The sequence below is a fragment of the Chryseobacterium lathyri genome (genome assembly GCF_030812195.1).
GTDB lineage: Bacteria > Bacteroidota > Bacteroidia > Flavobacteriales > Weeksellaceae > Chryseobacterium > Chryseobacterium lathyri_A.
Map to the genome: position 1 here is coordinate 769,612 of NZ_JAUSSF010000002.1, position 19,711 is coordinate 789,322.

The window sequence follows — 19,711 nt, forward strand, 5'->3', positions numbered from 1 at the left end:
CTGTCTATTCACTCTTTTTCCCTATTTTTGTGAAATTCCTTATTTCAATGAAAAAGATTATCCTCATCGAAGACGAAACCAGCGTAGTGTCTTTTATAAAGAAAGGGCTTCAGGAAAACGGATACGAAGTTTCCGTGGCTTTTGACGGGCGTACAGGTGTGCAGCTGGTACAGGGCAACGATTTTGATCTGGTAATTTTGGACATTATGCTGCCGGAAATGAATGGTCTGGATGTCTGTAAAGAGATCAGGAAAACCAACCAGCAGGTTCCAATCCTGTTTTTGACGGCATTAGGAACCTCAGAAAATATTGTTTTGGGTTTGGAAAGTGGCGGTGATGATTATCTTGTAAAACCCTTTAAATTTATTGAGCTGGTAGCCCGGGTAAAATCACTGCTGAGAAGGAGCAATGGAATAAGTCCTCAGGAAACTGCCGAGCTGGAGCCTGACAATGCGCATGTGTTTCAATTTTCAGATTTGATCGTTAATGATTATACAAAGAAAGTGACCCGTGCCGGGGAGGAAATTTCGTTGACCTCTACAGAATATAAACTCCTGCTGTATTTTCTGAATAACCCCGAAAAAGTAATTTCCAGAGCTGAAATTCTGGATGCGGTATGGGGCGTCAATTATGAGCTGGGAACCAATGTGGTAGATGTTTATGTGAATTATTTAAGAAAAAAACTGGATAGTCAGGATGATAATAAGCTGATCCATACCGTGATAGGAATGGGGTATGTACTGAAAAAGCCTTAATGGATGTTTAATAAAGTTGTCACAAATCAGACCAAAACAATGGTGCTCTTAATGCTGGTATTTACTGCTATCATTCTGCTGTTCAGTGGGTTGGTTTATTTTTCGATTGTCAACTTTTCACACCAGAGGTTTTATGAACTGCTGAAGATCCGTACAACGACCATTGTTCAGATCGAAAAAAGCAAGGACCATCTTGATCTTCCAGAAAACTATATTCTCAACGGCCTCAATGATGAGGAGCTTCCCATGGAAAGAGACTATGTTTTTGCGGTTCCAGCGGATTCCAATTTCAGAAAGATCTCACAGGAAGTCCATATTCCGGATTATTTTTTCAAAAGTATTGTTAGAAAAGGCGAGGCCAATTATAATGATAAAGAATTTTATTATATCGGGCAGACCTTTAAATATGATGATAAAGACTATATAGCGATTGCTTCTGCAAAGAATCACTATGTAATTTATTATCTTGGGTTTTTAAAGAGAACACTGATCACCTGTATTGTGCTGTCCCTGTTTTTCAGTATGATCTTTTCTTTTTATCTGTCTAAAACTTTATTCAGACCCATCTTAAAAATTACGGGTAAGGTAAAAGAGATCAGCTCTGAAAACCTTCATCTGAGGCTGGAACCACAACCTGACAACAAGGAACTTAATGAGCTGGTAGATACTTTCAACGGAATGTTGAACCGTATAGAAACCTCATTTGAAACCCAAAACCACCTGATCGGGAATGTCTCCCACGAACTGAGAACACCCCTTACCTCGATCATGGGAGAAGCGGATGTTGCTCTTTCTATTGGCAGAACAGCTGAGGAATACAAAGAAACCCTGGAGATTATCCTTGATGAAGCAGAAAAGCTTGATAAAAAGATCAAAGCCTTATTGATGATCGCTCAGACCGGTTTCGACGGGAAAATCCAGAAAATTGATAAGGTAAGAATCGATCAGCTGCTTTGGGATGTCATTGAAACACTAAGGAAAATTGATTCAAGGAATAATATCTATCTGGATATCAGTATGCTTCCTGATAATCCTAAAAAACTAAAGGTACAGGGCAACGAACAGCTGCTCCACCTTGCAGTAGCCAATATTATCAATAATGGCTGTAAATATTCTAATTTTCAGCAGGTAAAAGTCTCGTTGGGCGCAACGGATACGGATGTTTATATCATTGTAAAAGATTTCGGAATCGGGATTCCGGAGGTAGAGATGAATAAAATTTATGACCCATTCTTCAGGGCTTCCAATACCAAAAATTATGAAGGGTACGGAATAGGGCTTCCGCTTGCAAGAAATATTGTAAGGATGCACAACGGCGAGCTGATCGTAAGCTCTCACGAAAACCAGGGAACGACCGTGCAGATGCGCTTTCCTAATTTCTACAGTACGAGGTTGGAAGGAGCTTAATGGCCAAGGAGTAACCCCACAAAGACAAACAGAACAAAATCTGCTCAATTTCTCAAATCTACTTGAGAAACCTATCCCTTTTATTTTCATTACTTCAAAAACTAAGCACTTCAATCTCAAATTTTCCCATGTTAACGCCTGTTAACAATATTCTAATCTCATTTTAATCTCTTTAATCACATTTTAATTCCGTTCCAAAGAGCTTCTAATCTTGCCGCTTTAGTTTTGTATCATCAAAATATGACAACAAACTAAATTAAAAGATATGACCAAAACAATCTTAATCGCAACGGATTACTCTCTTGAGTCACTGAACATATTAAAAAAAGTGCTGAAAGAGAAAGAAGCATCGGAAGACCAGAATCAGTATAATATTCTTTTGGTTTCAGGATATGATGGCGGAGATTCTATCAGAGACCTTCTGTTCAACACAAAAAGCACCATTTTTAATAAGATCAGGCCGCAGGAATTCTGTGATGCCTATGGAATTATCAGAAATAAATATCCGCATTTAGTTAATAAGATCACCTGCGATATTTTCACAGGAAGCTTTCAGAGAACATTCAATAATTATGTGAAAGCAGAAAATATTGAGGAAGCTTACTATTCGCCAGCTATTAAGAGTAAAGGCAGGGGGAAGTTTGATATAACGTCTTACATCAAAAAATGCAGAACGCTTCAGGTCCGGGAAATTAAGGTGGAAATCGCTGAATGGCTTCCGGAAAGAGGAAGACTGGCTGAGATCTTTGTGGAGGTCTAAGAAAAAAGAAACACGATACAATATAAAAGAACAAAAAATGTTAAGAAATTATAGCAACAGCCGAACGTTGGGAGACAATATCAGATTGGGAACGCTGACTGCATTCACTGCAGGGACTATAAATATCGCCTCTCTGTTAATATTTCTCTCTTTTACATCGAACGTAACAGGACATTATGCCGTCTTGGCGGCAGAGATAAGTAAAGGAAACTGGACGCAGGTGGCTGTGGTAGGAGCGTGGATTTTCCTGTTCTTCTTCGGAAGCTTTCTGTCCAACTTCATCGTGATCAACTTCAATAAAAAGAGTAAATATTTTGCCCATTCCATGCCCATTGTTCTGGAAATCATATGTTTACTGTTTGTAGGAATATATGGACAGTTTTACTATCAGAAAACTCTGGAAGAAACTGAATATCTGGTAGCGCTGATGCTTTTTGCCACGGGGCTTCAGAACGGGCTTACAGCAAGTATATCCAATTTCTCGGTGAAAACGACCCATCTTACAGGTACTACCACCGATCTTGGAATCCTGCTTTCCATGTTTACCCAGAAAAAATACAGAAAAAACGGTGAGCTGATCGGAAGGGCAAAACTACTTATGAGTATCATGGCAGCCTATGTTTTGGGAGCTGTATTCTCAGGGCTTACCTATTATTATCTTGAATTCAGGGTATTTTATGTCATCAGTATCTGTCTTTTAGTTGTGATTGGCTATGATGCCTATAAGATTCATATAAGGCACTTTAATACCAAATACCGGTACAGCAGAATTTATAAAAAGCCAACTGTACTGGCTTATCTATACGACAAAGTCCACGGGACTCCCAAAAAGAAAGAAAAAAGAACGCTTGCCTTTGACGAATGAACAATAAATAAAACACATATCAAATTTTTGTAAACTAGCTGTGAATCGCCCTTTTCTACCCTCGGAAAAGGGTGTTTTCATTAGTTATAAGCAAGGAAAGCAGGCATCAATCTTTAATTGATTCAACTAAGCGTATATTTATTCCTGTGCTTAGTCAGTGACGTAGCCAGACCTCTTTGTGTCTCTTTAAAGCTAAAACAATCATCTTTAAACTTTGCGTTAAAAAATACAAGCCTTAGAGGATTCTTTTTCTCTGTTGGGGATTAAAAGCCAAAGAGGACCCAAAATGTGATTAAAATGTTGATAATTAAATTTTAATTCACCGTTTTAATGTTTTAATTCCCATTTCCATTGACTATTTTTGTAAGTTGATTATACGTTTTATGTCAGATATTATTCAGCTTTTACCGGATCATGTAGCTAACCAAATTGCGGCAGGAGAAGTGGTGCAGAGACCTGCGTCCATTGTGAAGGAACTTTTGGAGAATGCTATTGACGCAGGAGCATCCAAGATAGAATTGATTATCAGGGATGCCGGAAAAAACCTGATCCAGGTGGTGGATGATGGTAAAGGAATGTCTGAGACCGATGCAAGAATGGCATTTGAAAGACATGCTACGTCAAAGATCAAAGGAACAGAAGATATTTTCAAGATCGTTACAAAAGGATTTCGGGGCGAGGCGCTGGCTTCTATCGCTGCAGTTTCCCAGGTTGAACTGAGAACAAAGCAGAATGACGCTAAAATCGGTACGAATATCTACATTGAAGGCGGCGTTTTTCAGTTTCAGGACCCGATACAGACTGCCGACGGGTCTAATTTCCTGGTTAAGAACCTGTTTTACAATGTTCCGGCCAGAAGAAAGTTCCTTAAAAATAATAATGTTGAATTCAGACATGTTATTGATGAATTCCAGCGGGTTGCCTTAGCCCATGAAAACCTGGAATTTTCCCTGTTTCATGATGATGAGGCGGTATTCAGATTAAGAAAAGGAAGCCAGATGCAGCGTATTGTGGATGTTTTCGGACGTAAACTGCAGCCGCAGCTGATTCCTATTAAAGAAGACATCATATGGTGTAAGCTTCACGGATTCGTTGCTAAACCGGAAGGTGCCAAAAAATCCAGAGGTGAGCAGTTTCTTTTCGTGAACGGAAGATATTTCAGAAGCCCATATTTTAATAAAGCGGTTCAGGAAGCCTTCGAAGGACTGCTTCTGCCGGGCTATGTACCTACATTTTTCCTGTATCTTGAAATGGATCCGGAAAAAATAGATGTGAATATTCACCCTCAGAAAACCGAGGTGAAATTTGAAGATGAACACCTGATTTTTGCCCTTCTCCGTTCCACCATTAAAAGATCCCTGGGAATTTATAACGTTTCTCCGAGCCTTGATTTTGATAAAGATCCGGAAATGGACGCGATGATGAATAGGCCTTTTCCAAGCAAAGGAAATGGCAGCGGAGGAGTGATCAAAATGCCGGAAATTATAGTAGATAAAGACTACAATCCTTTTATTGAAGAAAGAAATGTGCGTCCCGAAGAAATCCAGAACCTTACGGAAATGTATCACCAGAATATTACGGCGGAACCCTCAAAGATCAATTTATTTGAAGACGAAGATTTTGACGAGGACCTGATGAGGCTGCCGAACGGCTACTGGCTGTTCAATAAAGGCGATGTAACCCTGATGCTGGACCTTGGAAGAATGCACCGGCTGATCGTTTCTGAAAATAATAAAAGCGCGAAGAAGCCTAATCTAAACCCAAACAGCCATACGCTTCTGTTTTCTCTGGAGTATCATATGAACGAAATAGAAAAGAATAAATACAATTCTTTCAAAAAATTTCTTCCTGAACTTGGGTTTGACATGAAAATTGCACATGAAAGCGTGCTGAGGATAGATGCTCTTCCTGAAGGTCTGAAAGAAACCCAGGCCATGAAGTTCCTGGAGAACCTTTTTGAAATTCTGGAATATAAGACTGAAGAAGAATTTATGCAGTTCTATCTTAATCAGTGGAATAAAATGCATTCGAAATCAAGGTTTGATTTTATTTATAAAAAAGATGCGGAACAGGTGATCAAAGATTTTACAGCCTTAGGCTTCCCGGAATTTTTACCGGATGGCAAAAGATGCTTTTATGAAGTTCCGTTTAATGATTTTAAAAACAAATTTTAAAAAATGTTTAACAATATACCACCCATCACAAGGAATATTATCATTATCAATATTGTTGTATTTATTTTGACATTTTTCGTTATGCCTCAATTGTACATCAGTCTTTCGGCATATTATCCTTTCTCTCCTAACTTTAAGTCATGGCAGATTATCACCCATATGTTTATGCATGGAGGATATATACATATTATTTTCAATATGCTTACACTCTATAGTTTCGGGCCTATCTTAGAGCAGGCTTTAGGAGAAAAGAAATATCTAATACTTTACTTTGTTAGTGGATTAGGTGCTTTTGCCTTATTTAATATTTGGAATTTTGTAGAAATTCAACAAATTGTTTCAGAACTTGAGAGGATAAATGTCAATGTTTCGGAAGTTTATACAAAAGCCAATCTTTCAGTATTTGACTATAATCCTGTAGCATACATATATAATGAGAAATTGCTGAGTTTATATCTTGGTCTAACAACAAAAATGATGGGTGCTTCCGGAGCTATTTTCGGAGTGGTGGCTGCTTTTGCTACATTGTATCCTGATTCAAAAATCATGATGATGTTCATTCCTATTCCTATAAAGGTAAAATATCTGATGCCTATCGTGATTGTGGTTTCTATATATCTGGGAGTTTCAGGAAACGGAGGTGGTATTGCCCATCTTGCTCACGTTGGAGGAGCACTAGTTGGCTGGATTCTTGCAAGGATCTGGAAGAAACATTTGTATAGATTCAATTAGAAATATCTGTGAAAGTCTTCCGCCTTATTATACTGATCCTGCACGTAGGCGTTTTGTTCCTGCTGCTTTGTACCTTTCTGAATGCCTATGTTCCGCCTAAAATATTTCCGTGGTTCAACCTGCTTTCCTTAGGTTTTCCCATCCTTATTGCCATATACGCAGTATTTACGATTTTCTGGCTTTTCAGCTGGAAAAAGAGAGCCTTTGTATTTCTGCTGGCGGGGCTCATCTTTATGTATCCCATACAGAGATGGGTGAATTTTTCTTCTGATAAAAAAGAAACGGCAAATCTGAAAGTCATTACATTTAATGTGAAAGCAGGCTTAATGGGAGCTTCTGAAATTGAACAGTACCTGAATAATGCCAATGCAGATGTCGTTATGCTCCAGGAGGCCGGTAAAAAAGTTTCTGTTAAAGATATGGAAGTGATTAATAAAAATGGGATTCTTAAAATCTTTTCAAAACATAAAATAATAGATTCCAAAGAACTTATCAAGAGTGATTACGAAACTAATAATGCTTATGCTTCCCAGGCAGATATAGAAATTAGAGGAAAAATATACCGTTTTATCAATATTTATTTAGAACCATTTAAATTTGAAAAAAAGATGATTAAAATCGATGGTGTTAAAGAAGAAGATGAAAGAAAGCTAAAAAATATTGTTAAAAGGCTTATTCCTGTTTTTAAAAAACATCAGGATCAGATAGGCTCGATCAAAGAAGGAATTGAAAATTCACCCTATCCTGTGATTGTTATGGGAGATCTCAATTCCGTTCCCAATTCTTACGAATATTATCATTTATCCGAAGGACTGGAAGATGCTTTCCTGAAAGCGGGAAAAGGAAGCGCAACAAGCTTTCATGACTATAAATTTCCAATAAGAATAGATTATATTTTTACCTCGAAAACCTTACAGCCTGTTACCTATAAAGTGGACCGGACTATAAAGCTTTCAGATCATTATCCGGTAGTGGGAACATTTTTAATAAACAACTAATAATCATAAAATTAGTTAAAGTGACAGCCTTGGTAAGGTTTTTGATGAAAAAACCCTACTATACCGTTACTTCATGAAGCTGAGTCAATTACTACTGTTTATACATATTGCTGTTGCCGTGTTGCTCCTGTGCACATTAGGTAATGCATGGATACCGCCTAACTTTTTAGGTAGCCTTAACTTTCTATCCTTAGGGTTTCCGTATCTGATTTTGATCTATATACTGCTGACCCTTGTCTGGATTCTTAAAAGAAAGAAAATAGCTATTGCTTTTGTATTGGGTGCCCTTCTTTTTTATAATCCGGTGAGAAGATGGGTGAATTTCTCTCCAAAAACAGAAAATTTAAAATCGATCAGAGATATTAAAGTTCTTACATTTAATGTGAAATACGGAGATTTCGGCTGGGACAAGGTCAAAAAGTACATTATAGATCAGAATGCTGATATCATTCTTATTCAGGAAAAAGACACCAACAGAGCGATACAACGTGATATGATAAAATATCCATCGGTTATTCTGAAAACGAAGCATAAAATCTTAAGACAGGAACAGCTGATTGAAGATAAAGCAAGAGGAAGCTCTTTCTATGCCGATGTAGATATTAACGGAAAAATAGTACGAGTGGTTACTGTTTACCTGGAACCTTTCAGGCTTCACAAATCAATGTTCAAATTTGATGGTTTTGCAACGGTAAAAGGGAAAGTTACCAATTTTATTTCTCATATGACACCAACCTTTAAGGCCCATGAAGACCAGATCAAAAAGATCAGAAAAGTAATTGATTTTTCTCCTTATCCGGTAATCCTTGCTGGTGATTTTAATTCGGTGCCTAATTCCTACGAATACTATAACTTGGGAAAAGATCTTCAGGATGCCTTTGTGACTGTAGGAAATGGGGCTTCTACCAGCTTTGATGATTATAAAGTTCCGCTTAGGATCGATTATATATTCACTTCAAAATCTATCATTCCTTTAAGCTATAAAGTGGATCATGCTGTAAAATTATCGGATCACTATCCTGTAATTGCAGAATTTCTGCTAAATTAGTTCCATGAAAAATTTACTGTCTGCAGTTTTTATGGTATTACTGTTGTTAATGGCCTGTTCAAAGAAGGAAACTCCGGGTTTCGCTGCTGAGCAGGACGTGAAAATTCACTATGATACAGCAGCAGTGGATTCATTTTCAGCAGGAGCGACGTCAATAGATATTGTCCGCCAGATCAGAATGTCTTCACAGAAATATCAGGACTCTATAAAACAGGCTGAAAAACTTCAGAAAGAAGAGCAGAAGCTGAAAGAAGAGCTTGAGAAAGAAAACAAAAAAAAGCTGGAAGACGACAATAAAAAGACGGAAGCAGATAAGAAGCAGAAAACAACTGACAATCCGCCAACCAGCGGAACAAAGCCACAATAAAATACATTAAAAAAATATACAATATGAAAAAACAAATTTTAGCAGCAGCTGCAGTGGCAGTATTTGCTGTATCATGCACAAAATCAACGACTAAAACAGAACAGGTTGAAAACGCGGACGGATCAGTAACAACGACTACAACTACGGTTTCAGAAGCGCCTTCTGTTATAGATACCGCTAAAATAGATAAGGCTAAAGAAGATGTAAAGACCAAAGTTGATGCAGCTGGGAATAAAATAGACGATGCTGCTCAAAAAGCTAAAGAAGACCTTAATAAGGCAGGAAAAGATATCAAAGCAGGAGCTAAAGAAGTTGGGCAGGACGTAAAAGATGCAGCAGCAGATGGAGCGGCCAAAGTAGAAGAAGGAGCAAAAAAGCTGAAGGAGGATTTAAAGAAATAGTAAGATATTAATACTAAAATACAGAAAACGCAGTCGAAATTTTGACTGCGTTTTTTGTTTATGAGATATGCTTTGTTTTGATAAAGAATAGTAAACTGATTTGGAGATCAATATCCTGTCTTTCGGCAAAGCCTACTTATTATTGAGTTCCAGTAAAGGATCTATATATTCCCTGTCATTGCTCAGTCTCGGAACTTTATTCTGGCCACCGAGTTTTCCTTTAGACTCCAGCCAGCGGTAGAAGAGATGAGGTTTTGCAATATGGACAATTGGCCTTTTCAGGGTCAGATTGTTGTATCTTTTGGCTTCATAATCCGAATTGACTGTTTTTAGATGATGATCAAAAGCATCGGTAAAACGTTCCAGGTCATCCGGATACTGGCTGAATTCAAAAATCCACTCATGGGCACCACTTTCATTTTCTTTCATGAAAACAGGAGCTCCCGTAAAATCGGTAATGCTTGCGCCGGTAGCTTCACAGGCCTTGGTAAGGGCAGACTCCACATTGGTGATCATAAGTTCTTCTCCGAAGGCGTTGATATAATGCTTGGTTCTTCCTGTAATTTTTATTCTGAAAGGATTGATTGAGGTAAATACAACGGTATCCCCGATCAGATATCTCCACAGTCCCCCGTTTGTGGTAATCACCATAGCATAGTTTTTTCCCAGTTCAACGTCTTCCAGGCTTACGACTTTCGGATTTGAAAAATGAAACTGGTCCATCGGAATGAACTCATAAAAAATACCATAATCCAGCATCAGCAGCATTTCATCACTGTCAGATCTATCCTGTATCCCGAAGAAACCTTCGGAAGCATTGTAAATTTCGTAGTAATTGATCTTTTTTCCGATGATCTGCCTGTACTGGTCTCTATATGGTTTAAAACTGATTCCACCGTGGAAAAAGACCTCTAAATTAGGCCAGAGCTCAGAAATGCTTCCGCTGCCCGTCTCTTTTAAAACCCTCTGAAGAAGCACCATCATCCAGCTGGGTACTCCAAGGATACTTCCCACATCTTCGTTTTTTACTTCCGAGGTAATGGCTTTAAGCTTACTTTCCCATTCAGCCATCAGGGAAACTTTTTTACTTGGGGTTGTGGTGATTTCCACCCAAAAAGGAAGATTGTCAATTAAAATAGCAGAAAGATCTCCGAATTTGGTATTGAAATCTGCATGAAGCTCAGAACTTCCGCCCAAACGAAGGTTCTTATTGGTGAATAGCTGGTTGTCCGGATGATTATTGGCATAGATGGAAACCATGTCTTTTCCTGCTTTCATGTGGCAGTATTCAAGGCTTTCTGCGGAAATAGGGATAAACTTACTTTTTGCATTTGTAGTTCCTGATGATTTTGCAAAATGTTTGATATAGCCCGGCCAGCTTACATCCTTATGTCCCTGTCTTGCTTTCTCAATATAAGGTTCAAAATCTTCATAAGTAACGATAGGAACCTTGTTTTTAAAGTCCTGATAGCTTGAAATCGAATTAAAGCCATATGTCTTTCCGTATTCAGTGTCTTCTGCATGAAAGAGCTGCGAAAAGAGTATACCTTTCTGAGTTTCAATGGGATGATCCATGAAATTCTGAATCTGATCTATCCTTTGGCGGATAAACCAGTTGACGACAGTATTGAAAAGTGCCTTTGTTGCCATTCCAACAAATATAATAATATTTGGATTTTTAGAGAATTTTTATGATGTTAAATAAAAAAACCGCTACAAATTATGTAACGGTTCGGTATTTTAGATTATTATTTCTTAGCAATATTCATCAAAAGCTGCCTGAAGATTGGCTGCGATAGCCCCTGCAGGATTCCCTTCAATGTGATGTCTTTCCAGCATGTGAACCAATTCACCATCTTTGAAAAGAGCTACACATGGTGAGCTTGGAGGGAATGGAGCCAGGTGCTTTCTTGCTTCTGCTACAGCTTCTGTATCAAATCCTGCAAAAACAGTTGTTAAATGATCAGGCTTTTTATCTCCTGTCAAAGAATATACAACTCCCGGTCTTGCCGCACCAGCTGCACACCCACATACTGAATTAATTACCAATAGAGTAGTTCCTGGCTGTTTTAAAGCCTCTTCTACCTGCGCTGGAGATGTTAAATCTTCGAAACCTTTATCTGTAAGTTCTGCCTTCATAGGCATTACCAAATCTGTTGGATACATATATTTTGTTTTTTATCAGTACAAAGTTAAACAATTCTTTGCGTTTGTTCAATACATAAAAACTATCAATGCCTTAGTCATAAAAAATTAATACACTATTAATATTATAATAATATTCAAAAAAAGATGAAATAAAAGTATGAATAACGGTAATTATTTGTTAAATTTGAAATGATTCTAAAACAACTGACCATGAAAAAAACATTTACTGCTTTCCCTCGAGCACTCAAATTATTTAACACCACCTGAATTACAGTAGTTAAGTAAAGGCTTATTCGGTTTTGAATGATAATAGACTGAATTAAATACTATGAATAAAAATGAATCCCGGAACGCTAGCGTTCCGGGATTCTTTAATCAAATCGATATGCAAAGGTTGGATATCCTGTTTTTGGGTTCGTGCTTCATGTTCAGGGTTAATATGGCCCCAAATAACATGAAACGTATCCCGTTTTACGAAAGAAGCTTCTTGGCCATTTCGGAAATACTTTTTCCGTCAGACTTTCCTGCTAATGCTTTTGAAGCAGCTCCCATCACTTTTCCCAGGTCTTTGGCAGACTCAGCTCCGGTTTGGGCAATAATATTTTTAATTTCTGCTTCCAATTCTTCCGGACTAAGCTGCTTAGGCAGAAACTTCTCAATGACTTTCATCTGAGCATCTTCTACTTCTGCAAGGTCATTTCTTCCCTGTGCTGCGAACTGCTCAAAAGAATCTTTACGCTGTTTGATCATTCTCTGAAGAATAGCAATTTCCTGTTCTTCAGAAACTTCAGCGCCTCTGGCTTCTGTTTTTAGAAGTAAAATCTGAGCTTTTACAGCTCTCAGAGAGTCCAGAGCAACTCTGTCTTTTTCTCTCATAGCTGTTTTAATAGCCTCACTTATAGTATTTTCTAAACTCATGGTATATAATTTATCAATGTAAAAGTGCATCAATGTACCAATTTGAACAAGCAATTGTTACACTGTTAAATTGATACATTGTCACATTATTTAGTCAACGTCTTTATTTAAAAATCTGTTTTCTCTCACCTGTATGGATCCGTTGTTTTCAGAAAGGTATGTGTTGATATTCTGATCTGATGCATTGGTTCCGTCGATAGCGATATTCTTTCTTTTGAAAGCCGGTACAGATTCGAATTCGCTTGTGCTGTCAAAGCTTTGATAGCGGGAATTGAATTCTTTTAATTTGTTTCTTCTCTCCGAAATCCTTTCCTGATCAACCGCTTTATTCACAAAAGTGAATTCTGATTCTGCAGGTTTTGGAGTTTCAATTTCAATTTTTTCTTCAACAGCCGGTTTTGTTTCAGCTTTTGGCTCTTCCTGTCTTGCCTGGAAGATGGTTTCAACTGTCTGAACCGGAATTTCAACTGCGCTGGCAGGAGCTGTAAACTCTGCTTTTGGCTGTCCGAAGTCTGTTTTAGGCTCATTCGATGAAGGCTGATTGTTTACAAAGAAACTGAATTCAATAGGCTTTTCATCTGAAAAAGCACGGGTTGCCGGAGTAGATGGAGTTTCATCCTTTCTGGCATCAAAATCAAATTTAAAAGACTCGATTTCCAGATCATTTGGATCTTCTCCTTCTTCGTCATCATGAGAGAACAGGCTGTAAGACTCTTCTTCTGCCTCTTGCTCATTTCTCCAGCTATTCTGGGTATCTTCCTCTTTATCAAAGAATTTTATATCTGTCTTGATTTCTTCTTCTTTAATAATCATTTTTTTTTCAGAAGAAGTCATACCGAACTGCGGAGTATCATTGTCTTCGTCATCCAGTCTGAACGTGTGTTTTCCTCCGAAATCGCGTGTTGTTTCAGAAGTAGCATCTCTTTCTTCCCTTGTCTTAAAAGGAGAAGCTTTCGGAGCCTCTAAACTGTCGTTAAGGCTGATTCTGATCTTCTCAGTAGGTCCTGCAAATCTTTTGCTGTCATTTGAAAAACCTGTAGCAATGACCAGAACACTTACAGAATCTCCCAATTCCTCATCAGCACCTACCCCGAAGATAATATCAGCGGTATTTCCGGCTTCTTTCTGGATGTGGTCCATAATTACCCCGATCTCATCCATGGTAACTTCTTCCGCACCGCTTCTGATCAATAGAAGAACGTTTTTAGCACCTGTGATCTTGTTGTCATTCAACAACGGAGAGTCAAGCGCTTTTTTAACAGCTTCTTCTGCTTTGTTTTCTCCCGAAGCAATTCCGGTAGACATCAATGCTGTGCCGGAGTTCTGAAGGACAGATTTAGCATCTCTAAAGTCAATGTTTACATCGAAATAACCGGTAATAACTTCTGCCATTCCTTTCGCGGCATTGGTTAAAACTTCATCGGCTTTTGAGAATCCCTGCTTGAAACCAAGGTTTCCGAACTGCTGTCTCAGTTTATCATTATTGATCACAATAAGTGAGTCAACATTATTTCTTAGCTTTTCCAGACCTATTTCAGCCTGTTCAAGTCTTCTTTTACCTTCAAAGCTGAAAGGAACAGTAACGATACCTACCGTAAGAATTCCCATATCTTTGGCTACCTTGGCAATAACCGGAGCGGCTCCGGTACCTGTACCACCGCCCATCCCGGCTGTAATGAACACCATTTTGGTATTCTGTCCCATAGATGCTTTGATCTCTTCGATGCTTTCAATAGCAGATTTTTCTCCAACTTCAGGATCTGCTCCGGCACCAAGACCTTCTGTGATGGTAGTACCCAGCTGTACTTTATTGGCAACAGGGTTATTGTCTAAAGTCTGGGCATCGGTATTACAGACTACGAAATCTACTCCGTAAATACCTTTCTCGTACATGTGTTTCAGAGCGTTGTTTCCGCCTCCTCCTACACCGATTACTTTTATGATGGATGAATTTCCTTTTGGCAAATCAAATGAAAATCCTTGTGTACCTATATTTTCCATAACTATGCTTTTTATAATTGATGATTGACGAATGACAATTGATGAATGATAAATGACGCCGGCAATAAGCTGTGTGCTTTTTTATTTATCAATTATCAATGATCTTCTATCATTTATATTTTACTCTACTTCTTCAAAGAATTTTTTAACTTTTTCCATAAGCGACTGCCCGAAGGTAAGTTTCGCTCTTCTGTTTTCCTGCTGCTCATTAACAGTGGCTTGTTCCTGAACTATCGCTGTAGGCTGAGCCTGCTGAACTGCTTCTGTCTGTGCTGCAGCTGTTTCTGCTTTAGCCATTTCTTCTTCAACGAGTTCTTCTGTTTCAGCACCCTGTTTTTTGTCGCGAATCTTCAAACTCTCCATCAGTAAGCCGATTGATGTAGCAAATTCCGGGCCTTTCAGGTACTGATTTTTATCGTTGGCAATATATTCGTTGGCAAAACCGATTCTGCTATCAAAACCTGTTGTATAATTGGCAAGCTGACGAAGATGCTTTAAGTTCGATCCACCTCCCGTAAGGACAATCCCCGCGATCAGCTTTTTCTTTTGCTCAAATGCTCCGTAAGCTTTTAATTCTGTATTGACCATTTCCAGGATTTCTTCTACTCTGGCGTTGATGATCTGTGCCAGGGTTTTAAGGGAAATTTCCTTATCCGGTCTTCCATGAAGCCCTGGAATAGTAACAAATGTACTGTCTTTTTCTAATTCCGGAACAGCAGAACCAAATTTTACTTTCAGCTGTTCTGCATGTTTTTCTATAATGGAGCAGCCTTCTTTGATATCTTCCGTAATGATTCCTCCCCCGTAAGGAATTACGCAGGTATGACGGATGATATTGTCCTTGAAGATTGCAATATCTGTGGTACCACCTCCGATGTCTACAATAGCAACACCGGCTTCTTTTTCTTCTTTAGTTAATACAGCTTCTGAAGATGCCAGAGGTTCCAGGGTAAGGGCTTCCATTTCAAGACCGGCCTCTCTTACACATCTTGCGATGTTCCTGATGCTGCCCATCTGTCCTACTACCACATGGAAATTAGCTTCTAAACGCTTTCCGTGCATTCCTACCGGCTCTTGGATTTCACCTTCGGAATCCACTTTATATTCCTGTGGAAGAACATGGATAATTTCTTCTCCAGGAAGCATAACAAGCTTTTTTACCTGATCTTTCAGTGCTTCGATGTCGTCGTCTGTAATAAATTTATCCGGATGCTCACGCATGATATAGTCGGAATGCTGCAGGGAACGGATGTGTTTTCCTGCAATGCCTACTGTCACTTTTCGGATAGGGACTCCTGCGCTGGATTGTGCTTCAGAAACGGCAGCCTTGATTGAATTAATGGTCTGTGAAATATTATTCACAATACCTTTATGAACTCCAAGACTTTTGGCCTTTCCAACCCCGAGAACTTCTATCTTCCCGTGTGCATTCCTCCTTCCGACAATCGCGACAATCTTCGTTGTCCCGATGTCCAGACCTACTGAATACTCTTGATTTTCCATTTTATGTCGATTTGATTTTTTTCTACTTTTTCCTTGTTTTCAAACTGGATTTTATTCCTGTTTTATACTAATTGCCCATTCGGACTTTTATTCTATTTTTACTTTTGCCTTAGGCTTTTTGGCCGCTGGCTTTTTCTCTGTTTTTTTGGTTTCCTTTGGCTTGGTTGTCGTCTTTTGCTTTATTTTTTCCTTCGACTTTGCTGGGGACGTTTTTGTTTTAGCAGTTCTGAGCAGTGCATCCGGTTTTTTTACGGCTGCGAGAACCGGAGCTTTTGCCAGTTCTTTATTTCCTGCTTCAAGGATACTGTCGTTTTCTTTGAAATAAGGATTTAAAGTGGTTACAATCTGGTTCTGGTATTTTACAGAAACCATGCTGTACTTTTGGGGATCCTGGAATACAAGATATTTTTCCACAAAAGTTTTTAAGCCTTTTACTTTAAATTCAATATTATCAAGATCTCCTATTTCCACTTTATAATTTCCGTCGCTGGTTAGAAGATTATAATCGTCTTTGTCTTTTGAAATTCCGATAAAGAATTTTTTACTGAAATCATCTTTATCAATTTTCTCAACCAGCTCGGCGAGCTTCTGATATTCATCTGGCTTCACATTTCCTGTTACCAGCATGCAGGGATGCGAGTAGGTTTTGGAAATAGGGAATTCGGTCCCTTTTTCATCGACATAAAAGTCTCTTCCGTCTTTATTCAATCTGAATACGGGAACCCTCTGTTTGATATCGAGGTACAGTTTTCCGTTCAGGTTTAAATAGACATTGGCACTATCTACGGCGGGAAGTGAATTGATCTTCTTTTCAAGTACTGGAATATTTAAATCTCCTACTTTTCCGGAAGGGTTTTCTTTTTTTACAATTTCCCGGATATCTTTTTCATCGATGAAGTATACGGGTGTTTTTTCATTCATTTTTACAGAAATCTTATTGTCCGTAATCTTCTGGCCGCTGAATCTCTTCAATGAGAAACTCAGCAGTAATCCAAGGATGATCACTGTGACAGCAATTTTTAATATTCTGTATTTATTTTTCATATTTTATTGTATTCATGTATTATGTAAAATGTATTGATGATTTTGCCAAGCTTGATCATGAATACGTAAATACATTACTACTTTTTACATTTTTGAAATCCATTCTGCAATAGGGTCATACAGGGTGTCAATGTTTCCTGCGCCTACGGTAAGGAGGATGTCAAAATCTTTTTCCTTTATTTTTTGAAAAGCACCGGATAGATCCGATTTTTCTTTTTTATCTAAATTCACTTTTTCCAGCAGCCAGTCAGACGTTATTCCTTCAAAGTTCTCCTGAAGCTCTCTTGCAGGGTAAATGTCGAGAAGAATGAGTTCGTCCGCTTTGCTTAAGCTTTCTGCAAATCCATCAGCGAAATCTCTTGTTCTACTGAACAGATGGGGCTGAAAGACTACCAATAGTTTTTTATCCGGATAAAATGTCCTGACTGAACCCATTACCGCATTGATTTCTGTCGGGTGGTGGGCATAATCATCAATGTAAATCTTACCGTTAGGATAAATATGCTTGGTATATCTTCTTTTAATTCCTTTAAAATTGGCAATAGCCTTTTTCAGGGTTTCAAAATCTACGCCTAAATTGTGAAGAATAGCCAGGGCAGCTGTTGCATTTTCCACATTATGGATCCCCGGAATCTCCCATACAAAATCTTTTACTGTTTCAGAAGGGGTATGAAAATCAAAGTAGATTTTATCATGATCCATACGCAGGTTGTCCGAATAGTAATCTGCTTGTTCGTTGACGGCATAGGTCCTGTGATCCCGGCCAATATCCAGTCCTTTTCTTACGAATAGCTGTTTGTCATCCGGAACGAGGGCCGCAAACTGTTTGAAACCTTCTTCAATCATATTTTTATCGCCGTAAATATCCAGATGGTCTGCATCGGTAGAAGTTACTACTGCCCAGTCCGGAGAAAGGGACAGAAAGCTTCTGTCATATTCATCTGCCTCCACTACGGAATATTGTGTACCGTTATATAGAAAGTTGGATCTGAAATTCTCAGAAATACCGCCTAAAAAGCATGAAAACGGAAGAGCAGCCTCTTTACAAAGGTGTGAAACCAATGTAGAGGTTGTTGTTTTTCCATGTGTTCCGGCAACGGCAATACAATCTGTATTTTCTGTGATCAGACCTAAAACTTTCGCACGCTTTAAGACTTCAAACTGATTCTGGTTAAAATAATCTAAGATTCCCAGCGTTTTGATGGCGGGAGTATAGATCACCAAGGTATTTTCTTTTTGAAGTGAGGTTATTTTCTCACCGGTATGATCTTCAAAAACAATATCAATTCCTTCGTTCATCAGCTGTGTGGTAAGCTTGGTATTGGTTTTGTCATAGCCCATCACATTTTTGCCTGAGGCATTGAAATAGCGGGCCAAAGCACTCATTCCGATACCTCCGATTCCTACGAAGTAATAGTTTTGATATGTTTCTAATATGTTCATTCTTTTTTGTATTAATGTATTTTTACATTGTACTCTTTACCGTTTTAAATATCTCATCTACAATCTCTTTTGCGGCATTGGGCTTGGCAAAATATTCCATATTCTGAGACATTTCATCTCTTAGACTTTCGCTGCTGCAGATCTCTTCCAGGGTACTCCAGAATTTTTCCTGCACTTCGGAATCTTTTACCATTCTGGCTGCATTTTTTTCAACCAGATTCATGGCATTTTTGGTTTGATGGTCTTCCGCTGCAAAAGGGAAAGGCACTAAGAGAACAGGTTTCTTTGCTACTGCCAGTTCCGAAATGGCAATAGCCCCGGCTCTCGAAACAATAATATCCGCTGCAGAATAGGCCAGCTCCATATCTTTGATGAATTCAAGGATCTGAATGTTTCTGCTGTCGCTATCTTTTGTTTCTTCTAAAATATCTTTATAATCAAGCTTTCCTGTCTGCCAGATCAGCTGATAATCTTTTTTTTCCAGTTCATTTAAATGAGATTTCCATGCATTGTTTAATGTTCTGGAGCCTAAAGAGCCCCCTACCGAAAGTATGGTAAGTTTATCTTTACTCAGTCCCATTTTTTCTTTTGCCTTATCGGTTTTCTGCATTCCTGAAATAATATTCTCACGAATAGGGTTGCCCAGGAATTTTATTTTTTCAGCAGGGAAGCCTTCCACTTTAGGATAAGCCGTAAAGACAGCTTTAGCTTTCTTGCTTAAGATTTTATTGGTGACACCGGCATGGGCATTCTGCTCCTGGATGAAGATTGGGATTCCCAGTTTACTGGCTTCGTATAAAGCTGGCCCGCTTGCAAAACCACCTGTTCCCACTGCAAAATCCGGGGCAAAGTTTTTAATAATCTTTTTTGATTTGGACAAGCTTTTCAAAATTTTGAAAGGCAGACCTAAATTTGATAATATATTTCCTCTGTCGATTCCGGCGATATCAATTCCCTCAATTTTATAACCTGCCTGCGGAACTTTTTCCATTTCCATTTTTCCGTTGGCACCTATGAACAAAAATTCTGTATCAGGAAATCTTTTTTTGATCTCATCTGCAATCGCGATAGCCGGGAAGATATGTCCTCCTGTTCCGCCGCCGGATAATACTACTTTTAGTTTCTTGTTCATTTTTATTTTTTTATT

18 protein-coding genes are annotated in these 19,711 nt (G+C 38.5%); 10 read left to right on the forward strand and 8 right to left on the reverse strand.

Annotated elements, in window-relative coordinates:
• Positions 1-47 precede the first annotated feature (47 nt).
• From J2T03_RS13735 to J2T03_RS13780, 10 genes are all read left to right on the forward strand, one after another.
• Positions 48-755 carry a response regulator transcription factor gene (locus tag J2T03_RS13735; protein ID WP_306841169.1) on the forward strand — a complete coding sequence of 236 codons (708 nt, stop codon included), beginning with the start codon at positions 48-50 and terminating at the stop codon, positions 753-755.
• A gap of 3 nt (positions 756-758) precedes the next feature.
• Positions 759-2,162 carry a HAMP domain-containing sensor histidine kinase gene (locus J2T03_RS13740; protein ID WP_307211860.1) on the forward strand — a complete coding sequence of 468 codons (1,404 nt, stop codon included), beginning with the start codon at positions 759-761 and terminating at the stop codon, positions 2,160-2,162.
• Between the two features lie 265 nt (positions 2,163-2,427).
• Complete coding sequence (locus J2T03_RS13745) at positions 2,428-2,922, forward strand: hypothetical protein (RefSeq protein WP_306841171.1); 495 nt, start codon at positions 2,428-2,430, stop codon at positions 2,920-2,922.
• Positions 2,923-2,959: 37 nt separating this feature from the next.
• Complete coding sequence (locus J2T03_RS13750) at positions 2,960-3,787, forward strand: YoaK family protein (RefSeq protein ID WP_307211863.1); 828 nt, start codon at positions 2,960-2,962, stop codon at positions 3,785-3,787.
• 383 nt (positions 3,788-4,170) lie between these two features.
• Positions 4,171-5,961: a DNA mismatch repair endonuclease MutL gene (mutL, locus tag J2T03_RS13755; RefSeq protein ID WP_307211866.1), complete on the forward strand. Its 1,791-nt coding sequence runs from the start codon at positions 4,171-4,173 to the stop codon at positions 5,959-5,961.
• Between the two features lie 3 nt (positions 5,962-5,964).
• Positions 5,965-6,693 carry a rhomboid family intramembrane serine protease gene (locus J2T03_RS13760; protein WP_307211870.1) on the forward strand — a complete coding sequence of 243 codons (729 nt, stop codon included), beginning with the start codon at positions 5,965-5,967 and terminating at the stop codon, positions 6,691-6,693.
• An 8-nt stretch (positions 6,694-6,701) separates the two neighbouring features.
• A complete protein-coding gene (locus J2T03_RS13765) occupies positions 6,702-7,691 on the forward strand; it encodes an endonuclease/exonuclease/phosphatase family protein (RefSeq protein ID WP_307211872.1) in 990 nt (329 codons plus the stop codon).
• A 73-nt stretch (positions 7,692-7,764) separates the two neighbouring features.
• Complete coding sequence (locus J2T03_RS13770; RefSeq protein ID WP_306841176.1) at positions 7,765-8,739, forward strand: endonuclease/exonuclease/phosphatase family protein; 975 nt, start codon at positions 7,765-7,767, stop codon at positions 8,737-8,739.
• 4 nt (positions 8,740-8,743) lie between these two features.
• A complete protein-coding gene (locus J2T03_RS13775) occupies positions 8,744-9,106 on the forward strand; it encodes a hypothetical protein (protein WP_307211874.1) in 363 nt (120 codons plus the stop codon).
• Positions 9,107-9,129: 23 nt separating this feature from the next.
• Complete coding sequence (locus tag J2T03_RS13780; RefSeq protein WP_307211877.1) at positions 9,130-9,507, forward strand: hypothetical protein; 378 nt, start codon at positions 9,130-9,132, stop codon at positions 9,505-9,507.
• A 132-nt stretch (positions 9,508-9,639) separates the two neighbouring features.
• Here J2T03_RS13780 and J2T03_RS13785 read toward each other — a convergent pair whose 3' ends face one another.
• The 8 genes from J2T03_RS13785 to murG all read right to left on the reverse strand — a co-directional run bounded on the left by J2T03_RS13785 (position 9,640) and on the right by murG (position 19,696).
• On the reverse strand, positions 9,640-11,157 hold the full coding sequence (locus J2T03_RS13785) for a GH3 auxin-responsive promoter family protein (protein ID WP_307211880.1): 1,518 nt from the start codon (positions 11,155-11,157) through the stop codon (positions 9,640-9,642).
• Between the two features lie 105 nt (positions 11,158-11,262).
• Positions 11,263-11,673, reverse strand: coding sequence for a BrxA/BrxB family bacilliredoxin (locus J2T03_RS13790; protein WP_034701172.1), 411 nt, complete (start codon positions 11,671-11,673; stop codon positions 11,263-11,265).
• Between the two features lie 453 nt (positions 11,674-12,126).
• On the reverse strand, positions 12,127-12,573 hold the full coding sequence (locus tag J2T03_RS13795; RefSeq protein WP_306841181.1) for a GatB/YqeY domain-containing protein: 447 nt from the start codon (positions 12,571-12,573) through the stop codon (positions 12,127-12,129).
• Between the two features lie 90 nt (positions 12,574-12,663).
• Entirely contained in the window at positions 12,664-14,574 is a 1,911-nt protein-coding gene (gene ftsZ / locus J2T03_RS13800) for a cell division protein FtsZ (protein ID WP_307211881.1), read from the reverse strand.
• A gap of 120 nt (positions 14,575-14,694) precedes the next feature.
• Positions 14,695-16,077, reverse strand: a complete 1,383-nt coding sequence (gene ftsA, locus J2T03_RS13805) for a cell division protein FtsA (protein ID WP_306841185.1) — start codon at positions 16,075-16,077, stop codon at positions 14,695-14,697.
• Between the two features lie 87 nt (positions 16,078-16,164).
• A complete protein-coding gene (locus J2T03_RS13810; protein WP_307211883.1) occupies positions 16,165-17,121 on the reverse strand; it encodes a cell division protein FtsQ/DivIB in 957 nt (318 codons plus the stop codon).
• Between the two features lie 84 nt (positions 17,122-17,205).
• Positions 17,206-18,564: a UDP-N-acetylmuramate--L-alanine ligase gene (gene murC / locus J2T03_RS13815; RefSeq protein ID WP_307211887.1), complete on the reverse strand. Its 1,359-nt coding sequence runs from the start codon at positions 18,562-18,564 to the stop codon at positions 17,206-17,208.
• Positions 18,565-18,586: 22 nt separating this feature from the next.
• Positions 18,587-19,696, reverse strand: coding sequence for an undecaprenyldiphospho-muramoylpentapeptide beta-N-acetylglucosaminyltransferase (murG, locus tag J2T03_RS13820; RefSeq protein ID WP_307211892.1), 1,110 nt, complete (start codon positions 19,694-19,696; stop codon positions 18,587-18,589).
• Positions 19,697-19,711 lie beyond the last annotated feature (15 nt).